This window comes from uncultured Pelagimonas sp. (assembly GCF_947498515.1).
GTDB lineage: Bacteria > Pseudomonadota > Alphaproteobacteria > Rhodobacterales > Rhodobacteraceae > Pelagimonas.
Window position 1 is genome coordinate 101,793 of the sequence record NZ_CANMKO010000004.1, and the last position, 16,905, is coordinate 118,697.

General features: G+C 57.3%; 15 protein-coding genes. All 15 read right to left on the minus strand.

The genetic code is table 11. The features are described 5' to 3' along the window. Positions 1-6: 6 nt before the first annotated feature. The 15 genes from Q1A43_RS09335 to Q1A43_RS09405 all read right to left on the minus strand — a co-directional run bounded on the left by Q1A43_RS09335 (position 7) and on the right by Q1A43_RS09405 (position 16,873). Positions 7-861 carry an outer membrane protein assembly factor BamD gene (locus Q1A43_RS09335; protein ID WP_299924035.1) on the minus strand — a complete coding sequence of 285 codons (855 nt, stop codon included), beginning with the start codon at positions 859-861 and terminating at the stop codon, positions 7-9. A gap of 132 nt (positions 862-993) precedes the next feature. Next, positions 994-1,923: a UDP-3-O-acyl-N-acetylglucosamine deacetylase gene (gene lpxC / locus Q1A43_RS09340; protein WP_299924038.1), complete on the minus strand. Its 930-nt coding sequence runs from the start codon at positions 1,921-1,923 to the stop codon at positions 994-996. 334 nt (positions 1,924-2,257) lie between these two features. Next, positions 2,258-3,910 (minus strand): cell division protein FtsZ, encoded by a 1,653-nt coding sequence (gene ftsZ, locus Q1A43_RS09345; protein WP_299924041.1) that lies wholly within the window; start codon positions 3,908-3,910, stop codon positions 2,258-2,260. Between the two features lie 399 nt (positions 3,911-4,309). Continuing rightward, complete coding sequence (locus Q1A43_RS09350) at positions 4,310-5,470, minus strand: calcium-binding protein (protein WP_299934361.1); 1,161 nt, start codon at positions 5,468-5,470, stop codon at positions 4,310-4,312. A 152-nt stretch (positions 5,471-5,622) separates the two neighbouring features. Continuing rightward, positions 5,623-6,951 carry a cell division protein FtsA gene (gene ftsA / locus Q1A43_RS09355; RefSeq protein ID WP_299924047.1) on the minus strand — a complete coding sequence of 443 codons (1,329 nt, stop codon included), beginning with the start codon at positions 6,949-6,951 and terminating at the stop codon, positions 5,623-5,625. Between the two features lie 6 nt (positions 6,952-6,957). Then, positions 6,958-7,842 (minus strand): cell division protein FtsQ/DivIB, encoded by an 885-nt coding sequence (locus Q1A43_RS09360; protein WP_299934364.1) that lies wholly within the window; start codon positions 7,840-7,842, stop codon positions 6,958-6,960. Then, entirely contained in the window at positions 7,830-8,744 is a 915-nt protein-coding gene (locus Q1A43_RS09365; RefSeq protein WP_299924052.1) for a D-alanine--D-alanine ligase, read from the minus strand. Before Q1A43_RS09365 ends, Q1A43_RS09360 begins: the two co-directional genes overlap by 13 nt. Positions 8,745-8,887: 143 nt before the next feature. Further along, positions 8,888-9,814 (minus strand): UDP-N-acetylmuramate dehydrogenase, encoded by a 927-nt coding sequence (murB, locus tag Q1A43_RS09370; RefSeq protein ID WP_299934366.1) that lies wholly within the window; start codon positions 9,812-9,814, stop codon positions 8,888-8,890. Between the two features lie 415 nt (positions 9,815-10,229). Continuing rightward, positions 10,230-11,786, minus strand: a complete 1,557-nt coding sequence (locus tag Q1A43_RS09375) for a hypothetical protein (RefSeq protein WP_299934369.1) — start codon at positions 11,784-11,786, stop codon at positions 10,230-10,232. Between the two features lie 138 nt (positions 11,787-11,924). Continuing rightward, entirely contained in the window at positions 11,925-12,191 is a 267-nt protein-coding gene (locus tag Q1A43_RS09380; RefSeq protein ID WP_299934371.1) for a hypothetical protein, read from the minus strand. Between the two features lie 144 nt (positions 12,192-12,335). Further along, positions 12,336-12,596 (minus strand): DUF2484 family protein, encoded by a 261-nt coding sequence (locus Q1A43_RS09385; protein ID WP_299924061.1) that lies wholly within the window; start codon positions 12,594-12,596, stop codon positions 12,336-12,338. A 64-nt stretch (positions 12,597-12,660) separates the two neighbouring features. Next, positions 12,661-12,897 carry a hypothetical protein gene (locus tag Q1A43_RS09390; protein ID WP_299934374.1) on the minus strand — a complete coding sequence of 79 codons (237 nt, stop codon included), beginning with the start codon at positions 12,895-12,897 and terminating at the stop codon, positions 12,661-12,663. 11 nt (positions 12,898-12,908) lie between these two features. Further along, the gene (locus tag Q1A43_RS09395; RefSeq protein WP_299934377.1) at positions 12,909-14,084 is read right to left on the minus strand and encodes an amino acid permease; all 1,176 of its coding nucleotides are present in this window, start codon (positions 14,082-14,084) and stop codon (positions 12,909-12,911) included. A 210-nt stretch (positions 14,085-14,294) separates the two neighbouring features. After that, positions 14,295-15,692 (minus strand): UDP-N-acetylmuramate--L-alanine ligase, encoded by a 1,398-nt coding sequence (gene murC, locus Q1A43_RS09400; protein WP_299924141.1) that lies wholly within the window; start codon positions 15,690-15,692, stop codon positions 14,295-14,297. Positions 15,693-15,748: 56 nt separating this feature from the next. Then, the gene (locus Q1A43_RS09405) at positions 15,749-16,873 is read right to left on the minus strand and encodes a UDP-N-acetylglucosamine--N-acetylmuramyl-(pentapeptide) pyrophosphoryl-undecaprenol N-acetylglucosamine transferase (RefSeq protein ID WP_299924070.1); all 1,125 of its coding nucleotides are present in this window, start codon (positions 16,871-16,873) and stop codon (positions 15,749-15,751) included. Positions 16,874-16,905 lie beyond the last annotated feature (32 nt).

A 16,905-nucleotide genomic window follows, 5' to 3' on the forward strand; every position in this document is an offset into this window, starting at 1 on the left:
CCATCCCTAGAGCCATTCGCCCTTCACAGTCTGACGATAAGCGGTTCCCATCCAATTGCCGCCAAATAGCTTGGGCTCAAGCCCCTGCCCTTTGAGCAATGAAAACGCATCCTTGTACCAATCGGACGACTGATAGTTGTGGCCCAAAATCGCCGCTGCGGTCTGTGCCTCTTGGACAAGACCCAAAGAAAGATACCCTTCGACCAAACGATACAACGCTTCTGCGGTGTGGCTGGTGGTTTGGAAATCCTCGACCACAACACGGAATCGGCTAATCGCGGCGCCAAAGTGATCGCGCTTAAGGTAATAGCGCCCGATTTCCATTTCCTTACCAGCCAAATGGTCAAAGGCCAGGTCGAATTTCAGGATCGAAGACCGCGCATATTCGCTATCGGGATAGCGTTCAATGACCGTTCTTAGCGCCTGCAACGCTTGGAACGTCAGCCCCTGATCGCGCCCAACCAACTCAATTTGGTCATAATAGCTTAGCGCCAATAGATATTGCGCATAGGCCGCGTCGTCGTCCGCTGGATAGAAATCAATGAAGCGCTGCGCGGCTGATCGCGCCTCTTCATAATTCTTGTCCTGATGATGGGCAAAGGCCTGCATGATCAAAGCGCGCTTGGCCCAATCGGAATAGGGGTACAAACGCTCGATCTCGCTAAAATAGATCGCGCCTTCCTCGTAATCTTTGATCGACAGCTCATATTCGCCGCGTTCAAAGATTTGCTCAGCTGTATAGCTTTCGAGCGGCGTTCCACCCGGCCCGGTGCCTTTCGGCTCCAGTTGCGAACAGCCAGCCAGTGTCAAAACACTCAAGGCTGTCCCGATCAACAAAATCCGTGATCTGCCCCCTGCCATGCGCGACTACCCTTTGATCTCAAGTCTGGTCACCTTGCGCGACCCTATTTGCCTTGGTCTAGCACAGAATTTTCCGGTGCAAAACGCCTTTACGCGTATTTCATGCGCAAGGGACCGCGCATGACAAAAACGTCAGTACAGAGCCGGGATTTCGTCTTGTTCAACCCCTGCACCAGGCAGGTTTTGCGCCAAAACGCTATCACAAGCACGCACGCGGTACGCCGTCGGCGTCGCAAACAGCTCGCGCAGCAAAGCGTTTGTCATCGCGTGACCGGCTTTGTGCCCTTCATAATGGCCAACAATCGGGGCCCCGGCCAAAGCCAGATCGCCCAAAGCGTCAAGCATCTTGTGGCGCACGGCTTCATCCCGGTGGCGCAAACCACCCGGGCTTAGAACTTTCTCGTCATCAACAACCACGGCGTTTTCATAGGTGCCGCCCAAGGCCTTGCCGGCTGCGTGCATCGCATCAACATCCGCGGCGCGGCAGAATGTCCGGCTATCACATAGCTCGCGGACAAAAGTACCATTGGCGAGGTTCAGGTGCTTGTTCTGTTGGCCGATTGCGCGATCCACGAAATCAATGTGGAAATCCATCTGCAAGCCTTGGCCGGGAACGGCCGGGCTCAAACGCGCCCACCCCTGATCGGTTTTCACCGTCACGGGGGCTAGTATTTCGATAACCTGCAAGGGGGCGTCAAGTTTTTGCAAACCATGGGCGAGAATTTCGCGCACAAAGGGAATGCTTGATCCATCAAGAATCGGAACTTCGGGGCCGTCGATTTCGATCAACGCGTTATGGACGCCGCAGCCTGACAAGGCCGCCATCACATGTTCAACCGTTGAAACGCTCGCACCCTCGGAGTTGCGCAACATTGTGCAAAGTGGCGAGGCATCGACAACATCCCAACGGGCTGGGATGCGGGTGTCGCCCGTTTCAATGTCTGTGCGTTGGAACCAGATGCCAAAATCGGCAGCCGCAGGGCGGATCGTCAAGCAGGCCGGTTTCCCGGAGTGCAGGCCAAAGCCCTGAAAGGTGATTGCCGATTGAATGGTTGTCTGCACGTGGCATCCTTTGGTTACCGCCTCCCTCCCCACTCGGGTGCGGCTTTGGACAATGAGATACGCAATGTGCGGCAATGGCTCAAATCAAAGATTGTAACCAAGTGAAACATCCGCAAATGGCTATGGGCGAAACCCCGCGCACCCGCCCCTTGCCCCAGCTAACCCTTTAGAAAAGCGTCGCTATTTTTGACAACCCACAAGGTTATCCACAGGAAAACTGCGCCCAATTGTTAGCGTAAACTCATGATAACTTCACGGAAACTACACATATGTCACAAAAAGAAACGCCCCCGGAAGACCGGAGGCGTTCATTAATGCTCTGTTGAAAGCTGGCTTAATTGGCCTGACGGCGCAAGAAAGCTGGGATTTCAATGCGATCATCTTCTGGTTCGGCCTCTGCTTCTGGCATCGGGGCCGGAGCTGGGCGTTGTGCCTGAACGGGCGGCTGCTGGCGGCGTGGGGCCGGAGCTGGTTCTTGGGCCGCTGGCTGCTGACCATGACCGGTCATGCGACCGATCAAAGAGTTCACGCTAAAGCGCGGCTTTTCGGCCTCGACTTCCGGCTGGGGCGCAGCTTGCTCTTCGCGGCTCCGGGCGGCTGCGGCTTTGACGCGCGCAACCATATCCGGACTTGCACCACCGGCTGCCGGGCCACGTGGCGCGACAAAATCCTGTGGATCCGCTTCGATGGTGTCGGGCTGAGGACGGAACTCGGCAACCGCTGGCTGATAGGCCGGGGGTGGCAGACCGTCATCATCAAGAACTTGCTCTTCCTCGAAGATGGTTTCCATCTGCTCTTCGGCTGCGACGCGTTCTGCGTCGATGCCTTGGAACAATGATGGCTCTGGCTCTTGGTACTGAGCGGCAACTGGCGCTGGCTGAACTTCAGGTGCCGGTGCTGGCTCAGGAGTGGCGGCAACAGCCGCCATTGGTGCCGGTGCAACAGCAGGCGCATCAACGGCCTTTGTCGATCCCGGCTGAGACAGCGAACGACGTGGAAGCGGTGTTTCAGCATGGCTTTCAACCGCATCGATCCCGGTTGCAACAACCGAAACGCGCATCATGCCATCAAGACCGTCATCAAGGGTCGACCCAACGATGATATTGGCTTCCTGATCAACTTCTTCACGGATGCGGTTGGCCGCTTCGTCAAGTTCGAACAGGGTCAGGTCATGGCCGCCGGTGATGTTGATCAAGACGCCTTTGGCACCCTTGAGCGAAATCTCGTCCAGTAGCGGGTTGGCAATGGCTTTCTCGGCCGCCTGAATGGCGCGATCTTCGCCTTCGGCTTCGCCGGTACCCATCATCGCCTTGCCCATTTCGTCCATGACGGCGCGAACATCGGCAAAGTCGAGGTTGATCAGGCCGGGACGAACCATCAGGTCGGTCACACCTTTAACACCTTGATACAAAACGTCATCCGCAAGACTGAACGCTTCGGTAAAGGTGGTTTTTTCATTGGCCAAACGGAACAGATTCTGGTTCGGAATGATGATCAGCGTATCAACAACCTTTTGCAGGTTATCAACGCCATCTTCCGCCTGCTTCATCCGCTTGTTGCCTTCAAACTGGAAAGGCTTGGTGACAACACCAACGGTTAGAACGCCAAGCTCGCGTGCGGCCTGTGCGATAATCGGAGCCGCACCTGTACCGGTGCCGCCGCCCATACCAGCGGTGATAAAGCACATGTGTGCGCCCGCCAGATGGTCAACAATCTGTTCAATGCTTTCTTCAGCCGCAGCCGCGCCAACCGTGGCCCGCGCGCCTGCGCCAAGACCTTCGGTAACTTTCACACCAAGCTGCACGCGCGATGTTGACGCGCTCTGCTGCAACGCTTGCGCGTCGGTGTTGGCAACCACGAAGTCAACGCCTTCGAGGTTCTTTTCAATCATGTTGTTCACGGCGTTACCGCCTGCCCCGCCCACGCCGAATACGGTGATACGAGGTTTCAACTCTTCCTGACCGGGCATGGTGAGGTTCAATGTCATGTGCTTTCCGCCTGTGCTTTGACAATCACTCAGGCCTGTTTTCGGCCCGTTTCGTGTCAGAATAGCGACAGAGACGCCCCGCGTCACGTAAAAAACGCGCATTTCATACCAAATATGGCATGTTTTTGGCATGAACTCGCGGTATTTCGCTTAGCTGGACAGATTGTGTGGGTTTCGCAAAACAACACACAAGACAAAAGGCGCGGCGCATGGGAGGAGATGCGCTACGTCAGGAATAACAATGTCGGGATTCTGCTCGATCCCATTGCCGCATCTCTTGAACGGAGCGGTTAATACGAACTTACCAAAATAAATGTCTGCTGTCACCAAGGAATATGGGGCACCATCTATATCTAGTAGATCGCGCGGACCAAGCCACAGGACACGTGCCGCCGCCCCCTAGACGAACGTCAGGTCCGCAACATCAAAGACATTGTCGATCAAAAGCAAGTCCCCCCCGCCAAAGTCGATCTCGATACCGTCTAAATGCGTCCCACCGCTCGAAAGCGTCGTCACGGTGCTCCATGTATATCCGCTGGTGGCGGACAACCCACCCTGAAGGCGGATTTCGTCGACGCCGACCTCATAGTCAAACACGCTGTCGCGCCCAGATGCGAAGACAAAGACATCGACCTCACTCAAAGCGCTGCCACCAAACATATCGTCATTGCCTCCGCCGCCATTTAGCGTGTCTTCACCGTCCCCACCATCAAGTGTATCCGCATGACGCCCACCTGATAGGCCATCATTCCCCGCGCCACCGGTCAAAAGGTCGGCCCCATTGCCGCCGCTTAGCTGATCCTGCCCCGCCTCACCATAAAGCAGATCCGCGCCATCATCGCCGGACAACACATCATTACCCTGCCCACCGGCAAGCGTATCGACACCACTGCCACCGCTGACGGTATCCGCGCCATATCCGGCATAGACAACATCGTCACCGCCGCCGCCTTCGATGTCGTCATTGCCGTGCCAGCCATACAAAACATCATTGCCTGCACCGCCAATCACCGTGTCTTGACCATTGCCGCCGTTCAAGGTGTCGGCCCCATCTTGCCCGGCAAGAAAATCATCGTCGTCCCCGCCGCTGAGATCATCATCACCGTCACCGCCAAAAAGCGTGTCATCACCCGTTTCGCCATAAAGGGAATCGTCGCCTGTTCCGCCATCTAGAAAATCGTCATAGGTTTGGCTGACATCAGAGCCGGGCGCCGTTGAATGGTCGCCCCAAATCTGGTCGTTGCCGCTTCCGCCATATACTGTGTCGGACCCTTGCGATCCGGTGATCACGTCATTGCCCGACCCGCCATAAACCAAATCCTCGCCGTCACCGGCATCGATGCTATCCGATCCGTTCCCGCCCCAGATCGTGTCATCACCGCCATAGCCAAACAGCACATCATTGCCGCCCCAACCGATATAGTATTCGGCGCTGTTCTCACCGGTCCAGGTGTCGACAGTGTCGGTGCCATGGGTCACGCCTTTGGGATGCACGTAAATTGGATGGTCCATATCCAGTTGGAAAAAGGCCGAGGGGTGGGGGAAAATCGTAAAAGGCATTTCGCAAGCTTTCAAATCGGGCGCATGGGCGACGCATCAAAATAAAAGGTCCTCTCAGATAACCTGAAAGGACCTGTTGAACTCACGCTAGAGCTCTCATTGATGTCAGTCACTTGCGGAAAACCCGACCTCCGGTTTTCCTGACCTTCGTCTTACCAGTTGTCGCGGAACCACTGCACCGCACGCTTCAAACTGCGGGCTGGGTACTTGTCGACCGGAATTTCGAAATCCCACCATTCGTCCTGCGGATGCGCCGCAAAAAGCGACAGGCCAACAGCCCCGGCAAAACCCGGACCGGTCGCGGCCTGCGGCAGACCATGCACACGCAATGGACGACCAAGTCGCACCTGATGGCCCAAAATCCGCGAGGCCAATCCATCCAAGCCCGGAATCTGGCTTGCTGCACCGGTCAGCACGATTTGTTGGCTTGGCAAATGGTCAAAGCCTGCGGCATCCAAACAACCGCGCACCTCTTCGAGGATTTCCTCGACACGCGGCCGCATGATGCCGATCAATTCGGCGCGGCTCACGGTGCGACGGTCATGTTCCCAATCGCCGGTTTCGCCACCGGTTTCGATCATTTCGCGGTCATCCATCCCGGTGGCGACAACGCCACCATAAAATGTCTTGATCCGTTCCGCCGTCGCCGTAGGCACCTGAAGGCCCATGGAAATATCAGACGTAACATGATCGCCGCCCATACGCACCGTATCGGCAAAAATCATGTGTTTCTTCATAAAGATCGACACACCGGTGCTTCCGCCCCCCATGTCGATACAGGCCGCGCCCAGCTCTTGTTCATCTTCAACCAAAGCCGCAACACCCGCCGCATAGGCCGAACTTGCCAAACCAGCCAATTCAAGATCACAGCGTTTGACACAATGGGCGATGTTTTGGATCGCCTGCGCATCCACCGTGAGCATGTGCATGTCACAGGCCAATTCATTGCCGATCTGCCCGCGCGGATCATCAAGACCCGAGCGATGATCCAACGCGAAATTCACCGGCTGCGCATGGAGCACTTCGCGACCATGGCCAAAGTCCGGCACGTCACAAGAGCTTAGCACACGGGCGACATCTTGTTCATCAACCGTCACACCCATGACATCGACATTGCCCGCCAAACCATAGCTGCGCGGCCCCGCCCCCGAGAAACAGGCAATCACATGATCAACGCGAATACCGGCCATCTTTTGCGCCGCCTGAACAGCGGTGCGAATGGCGCGTTCGGTTTCACCCATGCTGGAAATTTCGCCGAATTTGACGCCGCGCGACCGGGTGGTCGCCGCGCCAATAACCCGAAACCCGGATTGCCCGGCCAGCGATCCGATACTGTCGTCGGTCGGGTCCGATCCATCAAAGCGCAGAACAAGACAGGCAATCTTGGAACTTCCCACGTCCAAAATCGCCACCACCCCGCGTTGCATCGCCGCTTTGCGCATGTTGCGCATCGCCCGTTGGGATTCGTAAAGCTCGATCATTTCTTCTTATTCCCCAGCAGCATTGATTGTGTTTGCGGCCCACATGGCCTGAGTTGCGTCTTGTCCCATGCGAATGGTCGGGCGGCGCGGAAGGCGCAGATCCACCACGATCAAATCGCGAGACAACATTTGAATGGCTTGGTCCATGGCGATGGTGCGTTCCAGCGCCCGCACCGGATTGTCCTCTGGCAACATGATGCGCTGGCCTTGGTCCAAAACCACATCCCAGCGGCGCGCGCCCATGCGTTCGAACCCCCGCAGCCGCGCCCGCAACGGGCCGGTCACCTTATATAGGTCAAGCGCTTCGGGAACCGCGTCATGGGCCCCTTCCCCGGCAATCACCGGAAGCATGACATGTTTGGAACGGGATTTCGCCGGGCCAACCAAAGCCCCGCTGTCATCCAAAAGCTCAAGCCCACGTTCACCACGGCGCAAAACGGCCGGGATACGTTCTTCGACTTCGACCTGCAAAACATTGCCCTGACGCACGCGAACCTGCGCGGTTTTCACCGCATGCATGGCGACCACGGTCTCGTGCATCTTGCCAAGATCAAGGTCAAACGAGCTAATCGGGAAATCAACCGGAAGCGCCAGCCGGATCTGTTCGGCCACGGCGGGCGATGCGCCATCAACGGCCATCAGCTTGACCTGAAACTCTGGGCGGCTTTCGACGGTTTCGCGCACATCGGCGATCATCTGATTAAACGCAGCGCGGTTGTCGCCGGACGAGGCCCAAAGCGAAACCGCCCCAAAGGCCACCGCACAGGGCAATACAACCCGCATGCAAAACCGAAACCCCGGCGTCAGCTTGAGCCGCTCCATTCGGTATTTCAAACGCGAAGGCGCGGGATCGTGCCGGGCGACTTTGGCTTTACGGTTCAACGGTTGCATGAGGCATCCTCCACCATCCAGGCACAAAGCTGACCAAAGCTCACCCCAACCGCCTGCGCCTGTTCAGGCGAAAGCGACGTTGGCGTCATGCCCGGCTGCGTATTGGTCTCCAAAAGGATCAAACCATCGATCCCCTTGCTGTCATCCCACCGAAAATCCGTACGGCTCACACCGCGACAGCCCAAGGCGTCATGCGCACGCAACGCATAATCAAGACAGGCGGCGGTTATCTCTTCGGGAAGTTCGGCCGGGCACACATGGCGCGACCCGCCTTCTTTGTATTTGGCGTCATAGTCATACCAACCATCGGTCAAAATATCGGTCACCGCCAGAGCGCGATCGCCCATCACGGTTGTCGTCAATTCACGACCCGGCACAAAGGCCTCGACCATGACTGTTTCGGGCATATCATCGGACAATTTCGGCGGGCTGTTGGCCGCTTCATTAACGAGGTAAACGCCAACCGACGACCCTTCGTTATAGGGTTTAACCACATAGGGAGGCGCCAAAACATGCCCTGCCTCAACCTCGGCCTTCCCGGCCAAAACACTCTCGGCCACCGGCAAACCAGCGGCGCGGTAAATCTCTTTGGTGCGCTCTTTGTCCATCGCAAGGGCAGAGGCAAGAACCCCGGAATGGCTATAGGGCAACCCCATCCATTCCAAAATACCCTGCACACAACCATCTTCACCCCAACGGCCGTGCAACGCATTAAAAACAACATCCGGCTGAACAGCTTGAAGGCGAGCGACCAAATCGGCCCCCGCATCAATCTCTACAACCTCATAACCTTCGCCCGTCAAAGCAGCAGCGCATTCCTGCCCGGATGACAGAGAGACTTCGCGTTCCGCAGAAGGCCCACCCATCAACACCGCTACTTTCGGGAGTGTCCTGCTCGACATCCCAGTACCGCCTCATTTACATGGGGTTTATCCCTTTTCGGGCTTTCCCCTAAATTATTATATACGACCTGCCTGTGGCCGTTTCATGTGGGTATCCGTCGCGTGGGCGTTGCCTTGTGGCCTATCCCTTGGACCTGCGTCCATTATTGCGCCGGTTCACCAACCCGCATAATTTCCCATACTAGCTCTATTTGACTCTTTTGGAAAACCCTTTTTCGCACTTCTTCCCCTAATGATTCGAGATCGGCCGCCGTGGCCCCGCCAGTGTTGACCAAAAAGTTCGAATGCATCGGGCTCATCTGGGCACCACCAATGGTTGCGCCGCGCATGCCCGCGTCGTCAATCACCTTCCACGCCTTTAGCTCATGGCTATCATCCGCCTTGCCGGTGCTGGAAAAACCCGCCGGATTGCGGAATGTGCTGCCGGCTGTGCGGTCTTTGGTTGGCTGAGTTTCATCGCGCTTTTTCAACTGCGCTGTCATTCGGGCGTCCAATTCCTCTGGATCGCCCGCCACACCCTCAAACACCGCCTCAACAATCACCCAGCCCTCGGGCAAATCGGTTTGACGATACTGAAAATTCAAATCCTCGGCTGTGAGCGTGACAAGCTCTCCGTCCCGCGTCACCGCCTTGGCGCTAACGAAATGATCCGCCACATAGGACCCATAGCAGCCCGCGTTCATCCGCACCGCACCGCCAATCGCACCGGGAATGGTGCGCAAAAACGTAAGATCAACACCCGCAGCGGCCGCCTTGCGCGCCACATGCGCATCCAGCGCCGCAACACCGGCGGTCACACGATTGCCCTCAACCTCGATATGGTTAAAACCCCGCCCCATGCGGATCACAACGGCGCGAATGCCGCCATCGCGCACGATGAGGTTTGACCCAACGCCCATCGGAAACACCGCAATGTCGGGGGATAAGGATTTTAGAAAATCCTTGAGATCGTCAAGATCAGCCGGTTGAAACAAAGCATCCGCCGGTCCGCCAACCCGCAACCAGGTCAGGTCATTCAACACACGATCAGGCGTCAGACGCCCCCGCACCACAGGGAATTCAACAGTCATAGTAACCACCGCTCATTTTTGTTCGGTGTACGACAAGCCAGAACAAGGATCAACGGCCCCCGCCCCCTCAGCAATATCGCGCCCGACACGGGTTGGGCGCAATCGTCGCAATCTGACGTTTCAGGAACTACTCCAATCCCCATTCCAACTCGCAATAGAGAAGAAACAAAGGGCAGCGCCTGACCCTGGGTGGGCGCGACCACTCAAGTTAAATCCACGCCACATCAGCACAAACTTCCTTGGTGTGATGCGAAACATCAAGAATGCGCCCTCCCATGGGGAGGGTCAGGCGCAGCCCGGCACAAGGCCGGACGAGACATATGCCAATCGAATGCCGCACCCAATCCACGATATCACACCCGAAATGGGGTGGGCGGCGGTTCGGGCGCAATCGTCGCAAGGCGACGATGATGAACTAAAAGGCCAGTTTCAGAATGGCTTGCACGGCCGCCGCGATTTGTTCCGAATAGACAACCGCACCAACAGCCGCGCTGGCAGCCGCGGATTTCTTGCCAATAGACGCCAATCCCCCAACGATCCGATCTACTTTTTCAACCAACTCGCCTGTTTCATCCATAACAGACTTTAGGTTTTGATACCGCGCCGCAATCCAAACACTCATCACACGTCCTGCGACCCGTGTCGTTGCCCATACCCTCATTGCACGCGATTGCCCCGGCAACACCATAAGGTCAGCCGCCTCTTTGGTTTCGGCTGCCAAAGCAGGTTCCATCACCTCAGCAACAGCATAAGCCGCAAGGTTCAACACCGCTTGCGCTTCATCGTCGACGATATCCGCTTCTGTCACCGGTTCCGAAGTTACCTTAAGAACCGCAGGTTCATCCGCCAATGTATTGGTAACCTCAACCAGTGCGGTTTCCACCAAACCAACAACGGGTTCCTGCGCATCATTGGGGCATCCCCCTGACGCAATATTTCCCTTTAACAAGGCGAGTGCGGACCGCGCATTGTTCCAAACCATGGCGGCGTTTTCGCGATGAGTATCTACCGCATTGGAAATCAAAAACATCTCGCCACGCAATGCACCACTTAGGTTGCCCGAGACATCAACAAGTCCCCGCAACTCGGTAAGCCGTTGCACTGCAAATTCAAGCCTGTCTGGCCGAGCCACCTCGGCCACGCTTGCCTCAAAGACGTCTGTTTCCGGGTTGTAGTTAATCTTTTCGCGTTCAAGGCCTGCTTTCAAATGCGCTTGCCAAATCTCATTGATCCGCTTGTTCGCGTCCTCTTCATCCTCCCAAACCTCATTGGGAAGCAAAGCTATCTCAACCATCATCGGGCTGTCGGCGGCTGGGGCGGTGCCGTTTAGCAATCCGTTGTACCAGTTGATCCAAAAGGCCCAAGCATCGGATTGGCCACTCTCTTGCAGGATGGTTTGAACAGCCGTCCACTTTTCTTGTACCGGCGAGGTTTCAGCCCATAACGGCCTCTTAGCCCTTGCGTCGGAAGACACAAGTTTCTCCGCATCCGATTGGAAGTTTCGCCACATCGTGGCGGCGTCGGCGGCGCGGGCGGTAGCGTCGGCGGCGCGGGCGGTGGCGTCGGCGGCGAAGGAGGCGGTGGCGGCGAAGGAGGCGGCGGCGGCGCGGGCGGTGGCGTCGGCGGCGAAGGAGGCGGTGGCGGCGGCGGCGGTGGTGGCGGCGAAGGAGGCGGCGGCGGCGGCGAAGGAGGCGGCGGCGGCTTTCCTGATATCCTCGGTTGGCACAATGGCGGCAACCGAGGATATCAAAAGACTGCGTAGAATTGGCAGGGCTGTCAAATCACCTTTGCGTGCCCGATCGGATGTCAGCGTCCACTCCCACCAAATCGGCAAAACCCGCGCCGCCGCGCGAAATGCCAATGTCACCGCAATGCGCCGGGCGCGGGCCTGCTCCTCTTCCGTGTCTTGCGGAAGGGCGTTTAGCCAAGCCTCGAGGCTCTCACGATCTTTGATATCTGCAATCTCAACCATCGCGGGTAAGATGGCGGGTTATGGGGTGCTGTGCAAGGTGGTATGACGCGGCAGAGCGTCACTTTCGGCGTCCAAAAAATCACAAGGCAATCTCTACCAAACTCGAGGTGTTTTGTACCGATTGGCGGTTAACGCGGCTTAACACATTTCGCGAGGGCGCAGGTTTGCCACCCCTGCCCCGATCAATGTTGCGATCAAGCTTGGCGTCACGACGAATAGCCCCACCAGCGTGTAAATCACCCCGTCTAAACCCGGCACGGTGACCTCTTTGAACAAGAGCAAGCCGCCAAGTGCGACAAGCAATCCGGCATAGCCCCATGTCACATCAGACCGGCAGGCGCGCACCGGTGCGTAGCCCAAAATCAGGCCCATTAGAAAAGCGAAAAATGGTATCATCAAAAGCATGGCTAATCCCCCGATTGCACCAGTTTAAGATGGGCGGGGTTTAGGGGGAAAACCAGTGGGGAATTCCCCACTTTGATGCAGAGACCTTGTGCAAATCTGCATAGGACCCTGTTTTAAAGGCCATTCCGGGCGGCTGATCGTGGCTTAGTTCGGGTCCGGACGGCTTATCAGCCTCTTGATCCACGCAAAAAGGTATCGCACCGGCCAGCGCAGAACGCTCATCCCGGCGGCCAGAAAGATCAACCCGATCCAGGGACCGTTTTGATAGGTGACATAGCCCAACAACGGAATGCCAACCGCGATCAGCCCATAGGCGCGCGACCACATGTTGTCTTTGGACGGGATCATACCCAACACATTGGCGATGATGAGCCAAAGGAAGGCGAGGATCAAAGAAAGTGACATATCCTACTCCGCTGGCCCCCAAGGCGCTTTGACAATGCCGCAAAAGGCGGTGTCGCGCAAGGGGTTAACGGCTAGCCCGGTCTTTCCATGTGGCCCCGAACATTGTGCCCAAGATGCCGCCGATCAAGATGGCAACAGCCGCAACAATCGCAATCGGCATGAGGCCACTAAAGCCAAGAATAACAATACAAATTGCGGCAAGGATCACCAAACCCATGCCGATCTTGCCCCCCGCGATACGCGCCAAGATCACGCTAACGATAAAGGACAGCACAAGGAGTGTGGCAAGCGTTCCAAACATTTCTGGGCCTTTTAACTAAGGAAATTTCCGACCAATGCGGCCAAAGACAGGATCAAACCCAGACATGGCACATACATTGGGACGTTGAAAGGTCCATCCACACCCCGTCGTTTCACCGCGATCAGCGCCGCGTTGACCAGTACAAAGACCGCCAGCAACACCGCAGACGTCGTTTCGGCCAAAACCGCCACGGGCAATAAAACGGCGCCCAACATGACCGACCCGCCGACAAGAACACTGGCCAATGCGGGTGTGCCAAACCGCGGATGGGCATGGTGGAAGACGGCCAAGGCCGGGGTGCGTTTGCCCAACCCAAAGAGCACGCGGCTTGCCATGACGATCTGAGCCAGCACGCCGTTTAGCGCCGCAAAGACTGCAATCGCAGCGAGGAAACGCCCGTCACCGCCGGTGGCTGTGGACCAAACCAGTGCCAAGGGTTGTTCAGAACCGGCCAATTGGTCCGGGGCAACCGCCCGCAACGCCGCCCAAACCACCAATGCATAAAGGGTTGAGGTGATGATTAGGGATAGCAAGATGGCGCGCGGCATGGTGCGGGTCGGATCGCGGACCTCTTCGGCCATGTTGACGATGTCTTCGAAACCGATAAAGGCGAAAAACGCCAACATAGCCCCGGCCCCGATCCCGGCCCAAGGCACTGCTCCGCCAATTTGGGCAACCGGTTCGCTTGTTGCTCCGGCCCAGACAACAAGGGCAAGGCCAATGACTTCGATGGCGGTGAATAGCGCGGCGAGGCTTAGGCTTTCCATCACGCCGACAATCGCAACAGCGGTAAGAACAAGGCCCATTGCGATGACGGCCCAGACCAGAGGAATATCAACCAGGCCAAGCAAATACCCCGCGCCGCCGCGCAGCACCGCCGCGGCCGAGATCGTGCCGGCGACGACAATGGCCAGACCGACCAAAACCGCCAAGGTGTCTGATCGAAAACCTTCGCCGACATAGGCCGCTTCGCCCGCAGCTTCGGGAATGCGGGTGCTGAATTCGGCATAAGACAGGGCGGTGGGGGCCGCGATTAACCCCGCCAAAAGAAAGGAATACGGGGCCCATTGCCCGGCGACCCCGGCAACTGCGCCGACCAAAACGTAAATTCCGGCTCCGACCATGACACCCACGCCATAGGCGACGAGCAATGGTAATCCGATACGGCGTTTGAGCTGTTCTGACATAATGCACCCTGGTCTTTTCGACCCTATTATTCGGTGAAGACCGGGCCGTTCTTTGACACATCACAAGTCCCGCATGAAACGTGGCGTCAGAACGTGGTTTGGATGGGGATACAAGTTCGGTTCTGCAGTATTACCCCCACAAAAAGTCAAAACCCGCAGGTCTTGAAAGTCCTGCGGGTCGACATATTTAGCGATGCGGTTCGACGTGAATTAGCCTTTGAGGCGATCCGGCAAGGCATTGGCCCATGCCGAAATTGTCCCGGCCCCAAGGCAGACAACCATATCACCGGGCTGCGCCTGTTCACGAACCAAGCGTTCGAGATCGTCCTCGCTATGCAAGGCCCGCGCATGGCGGTGGCCGTGGCGGACCAAACCGGCGACAAGATCATCGCGGCTTGCGCCTTCGATGGGGTCTTCTCCGGCGGCAAAAACCTCTGCGATGGCAACAACATCAGAGTCGTTGAAGCAGCTGCAGAATTCTTCGAAATGGTGATGCAGGCGGGAATAACGGTGCGGTTGGTGCACGGCAATCACCCGGCCTTCGGTGGCCTGACGGGCGGCTTTGAGCACGGCGGCGATTTCAACAGGGTGGTGACCATAGTCGTCAATCACGGTGACGCCGTTGACTTCGCCAACCTTGGTGAAACGACGGTTGACGCCGCCAAAGGCCGCTAGTGCCTCGCGGATTTCATCACCAGACATACCGAGATGACGGGCCACAGCAATGGCGGACAATGCGTTGGAAACGTTGTGGTCCCCCGGCATCGGCAGGGTACAGCCTTCGATCACCAGATCTTCGGATTGGAACGCCACATCAAAATGCGCCACACCCTTTTTGTAAGTCAGGTTGATGGCGCGCACGTCGGCTTGGGCGTTGAACCCATAGGTCACAACCCGGCGGTCAGACACACGACCGACCAGCGCCTGCACTTCGGGGTGATCAATGCAGCACACCGCCAAACCATAGAAGGGAATGTTCGACACAAACTGATAAAACCCGTCACGCAGGTTTTCGATGCTGCCCCAATGTTCCATATGCTCGGGGTCGATATTGGTGACGATGGCGACAGTTGCGGGCAAACGGTTAAAGGTGCCGTCGCTCTCATCGGCTTCGACGACCATCCACTCGCCCTCGCCCATCCGGGCGTTGGAACCATAGGCGTGAATGATGCCACCGTTCACAACGGTCGGGTCAAAGTTACCGGCGTCCAAAAGCGTGGCCACCATGGTGGTGGTGGTGGTTTTGCCGTGGGTTCCGGCGACCGCAATGTTGGATTTCAGGCGCATCAGCTCGGCCAGCATTTCGGCGCGGCGCACAACCGGCAAACCACGGCGGCGGGCTTCGTCCAATTCGGGGTTGCCCGGCTTGATTGCCGAAGAGATCACAACAACTTCGGCCGCCTCTAGGTTTTCGGCCTTTTGGCCGACAAAGATATGCGCGCCCAGCTCGGCCAGACGGTTGGTGATCTTGCTCTCTTTTAGGTCAGAGCCTTGAACAACATAGCCGTGGTTCAACAGCACTTCGGCAATGCCCGACATGCCAATGCCACCAATGCCAACAAAATGGATCGGCCCGACGTCGCCGGGAAGTTTGGTTGCCCCTGTCATCGCAGTGCTCCGTTCAAAATCCAGATCTTTCATGTGCTGCCCCGCCTGTTTTCTCGTTATTCTTGGTTTTCGTTATCAACTTGGTCTGTATATCCGGCCAATTGTTCGACCAAAGCGGCCAGTTCTTCGGTGGCCTCGGGTTTGCCGACGCTTAGGGCCGCATTTGCCATTTGGATCGCGCCCTTTTCATTGGTCAGAATCTGCAAAATCGCTTCGCTCAGGCTTTCTATGGTGAGCTTGCTTTCGGGCATGCGGATCGCCGCCCCGGCATCAACCAAGCCTTGCGCATTGGCGTTTTGGTGATCACCAGTCGCGTGTTTGTAGGGGATCAAAATAGAGGGCCGCCCAATCACGCTAATATCAGCAACGCTCGACGCGCCTGCGCGCGACACAACCAATTGCGCCTCGCTCATGCGGGCGGGAACATCGTGGAAGAACGGCTGGACATCGGCGTCTACCCCGTTTTCCGCGTAATAGGTATTTACGCGTTCGCCATCTTCGTCGCGAGCCTGATGGCTCACCCGGAGGTTCCCGAGCACATCCAGCGGCAGCGCAGCAATCGCCGGGGGCACCATATCGGACAAGATACGCGCGCCTTGCGACCCACCGATCACCAGCATCGACATCGGATAAGGCCCCGGCGCGATATAGCCGGCACCCGCGCGTTCCATCACCGCGCCACGGACCGGATTGCCAACATGGACGCCGTCTACACCTTCGGGCAAGGCCGTCGGCCATGTGCCACAGGCAATCACATCCACCTTGGGGGCAAAGATTTCGTTCACCCGCCCCAAAACGCCATTTTGTTCGTGAATCATCCGGGGCAATTTCATCAACCACGCCGCACCTAGCGCCGGGATAGACGGGTAGCCGCCAAAGCCGATCACCACATCCGGGCGATCCTTGCGAAATTTGAAAAAGGTCGACACAACGCCGCCAAGGATTTTGAACGGCACAATCGCCTTGGCCGCGATGCCGCCACGGGCAAAAGTGGCGCTGGAAACCTCTTCGATTTCGACGGTGTGGGGAAAGCCACCGGTGTAACGCGCCCCGCGCGCATCGGTCGAAAGCTTGACCCGCCAGCCACGGCGCAACATCAGTTCAGCCAGAGCCTGAGCAGGGAACATATGTCCGCCTGTTCCACCTGCCGCCATCACCAACAAGGGCTTGCGCTCTGCCATTTTACCTACTCCACACCCAGTTTCGGGGTCAG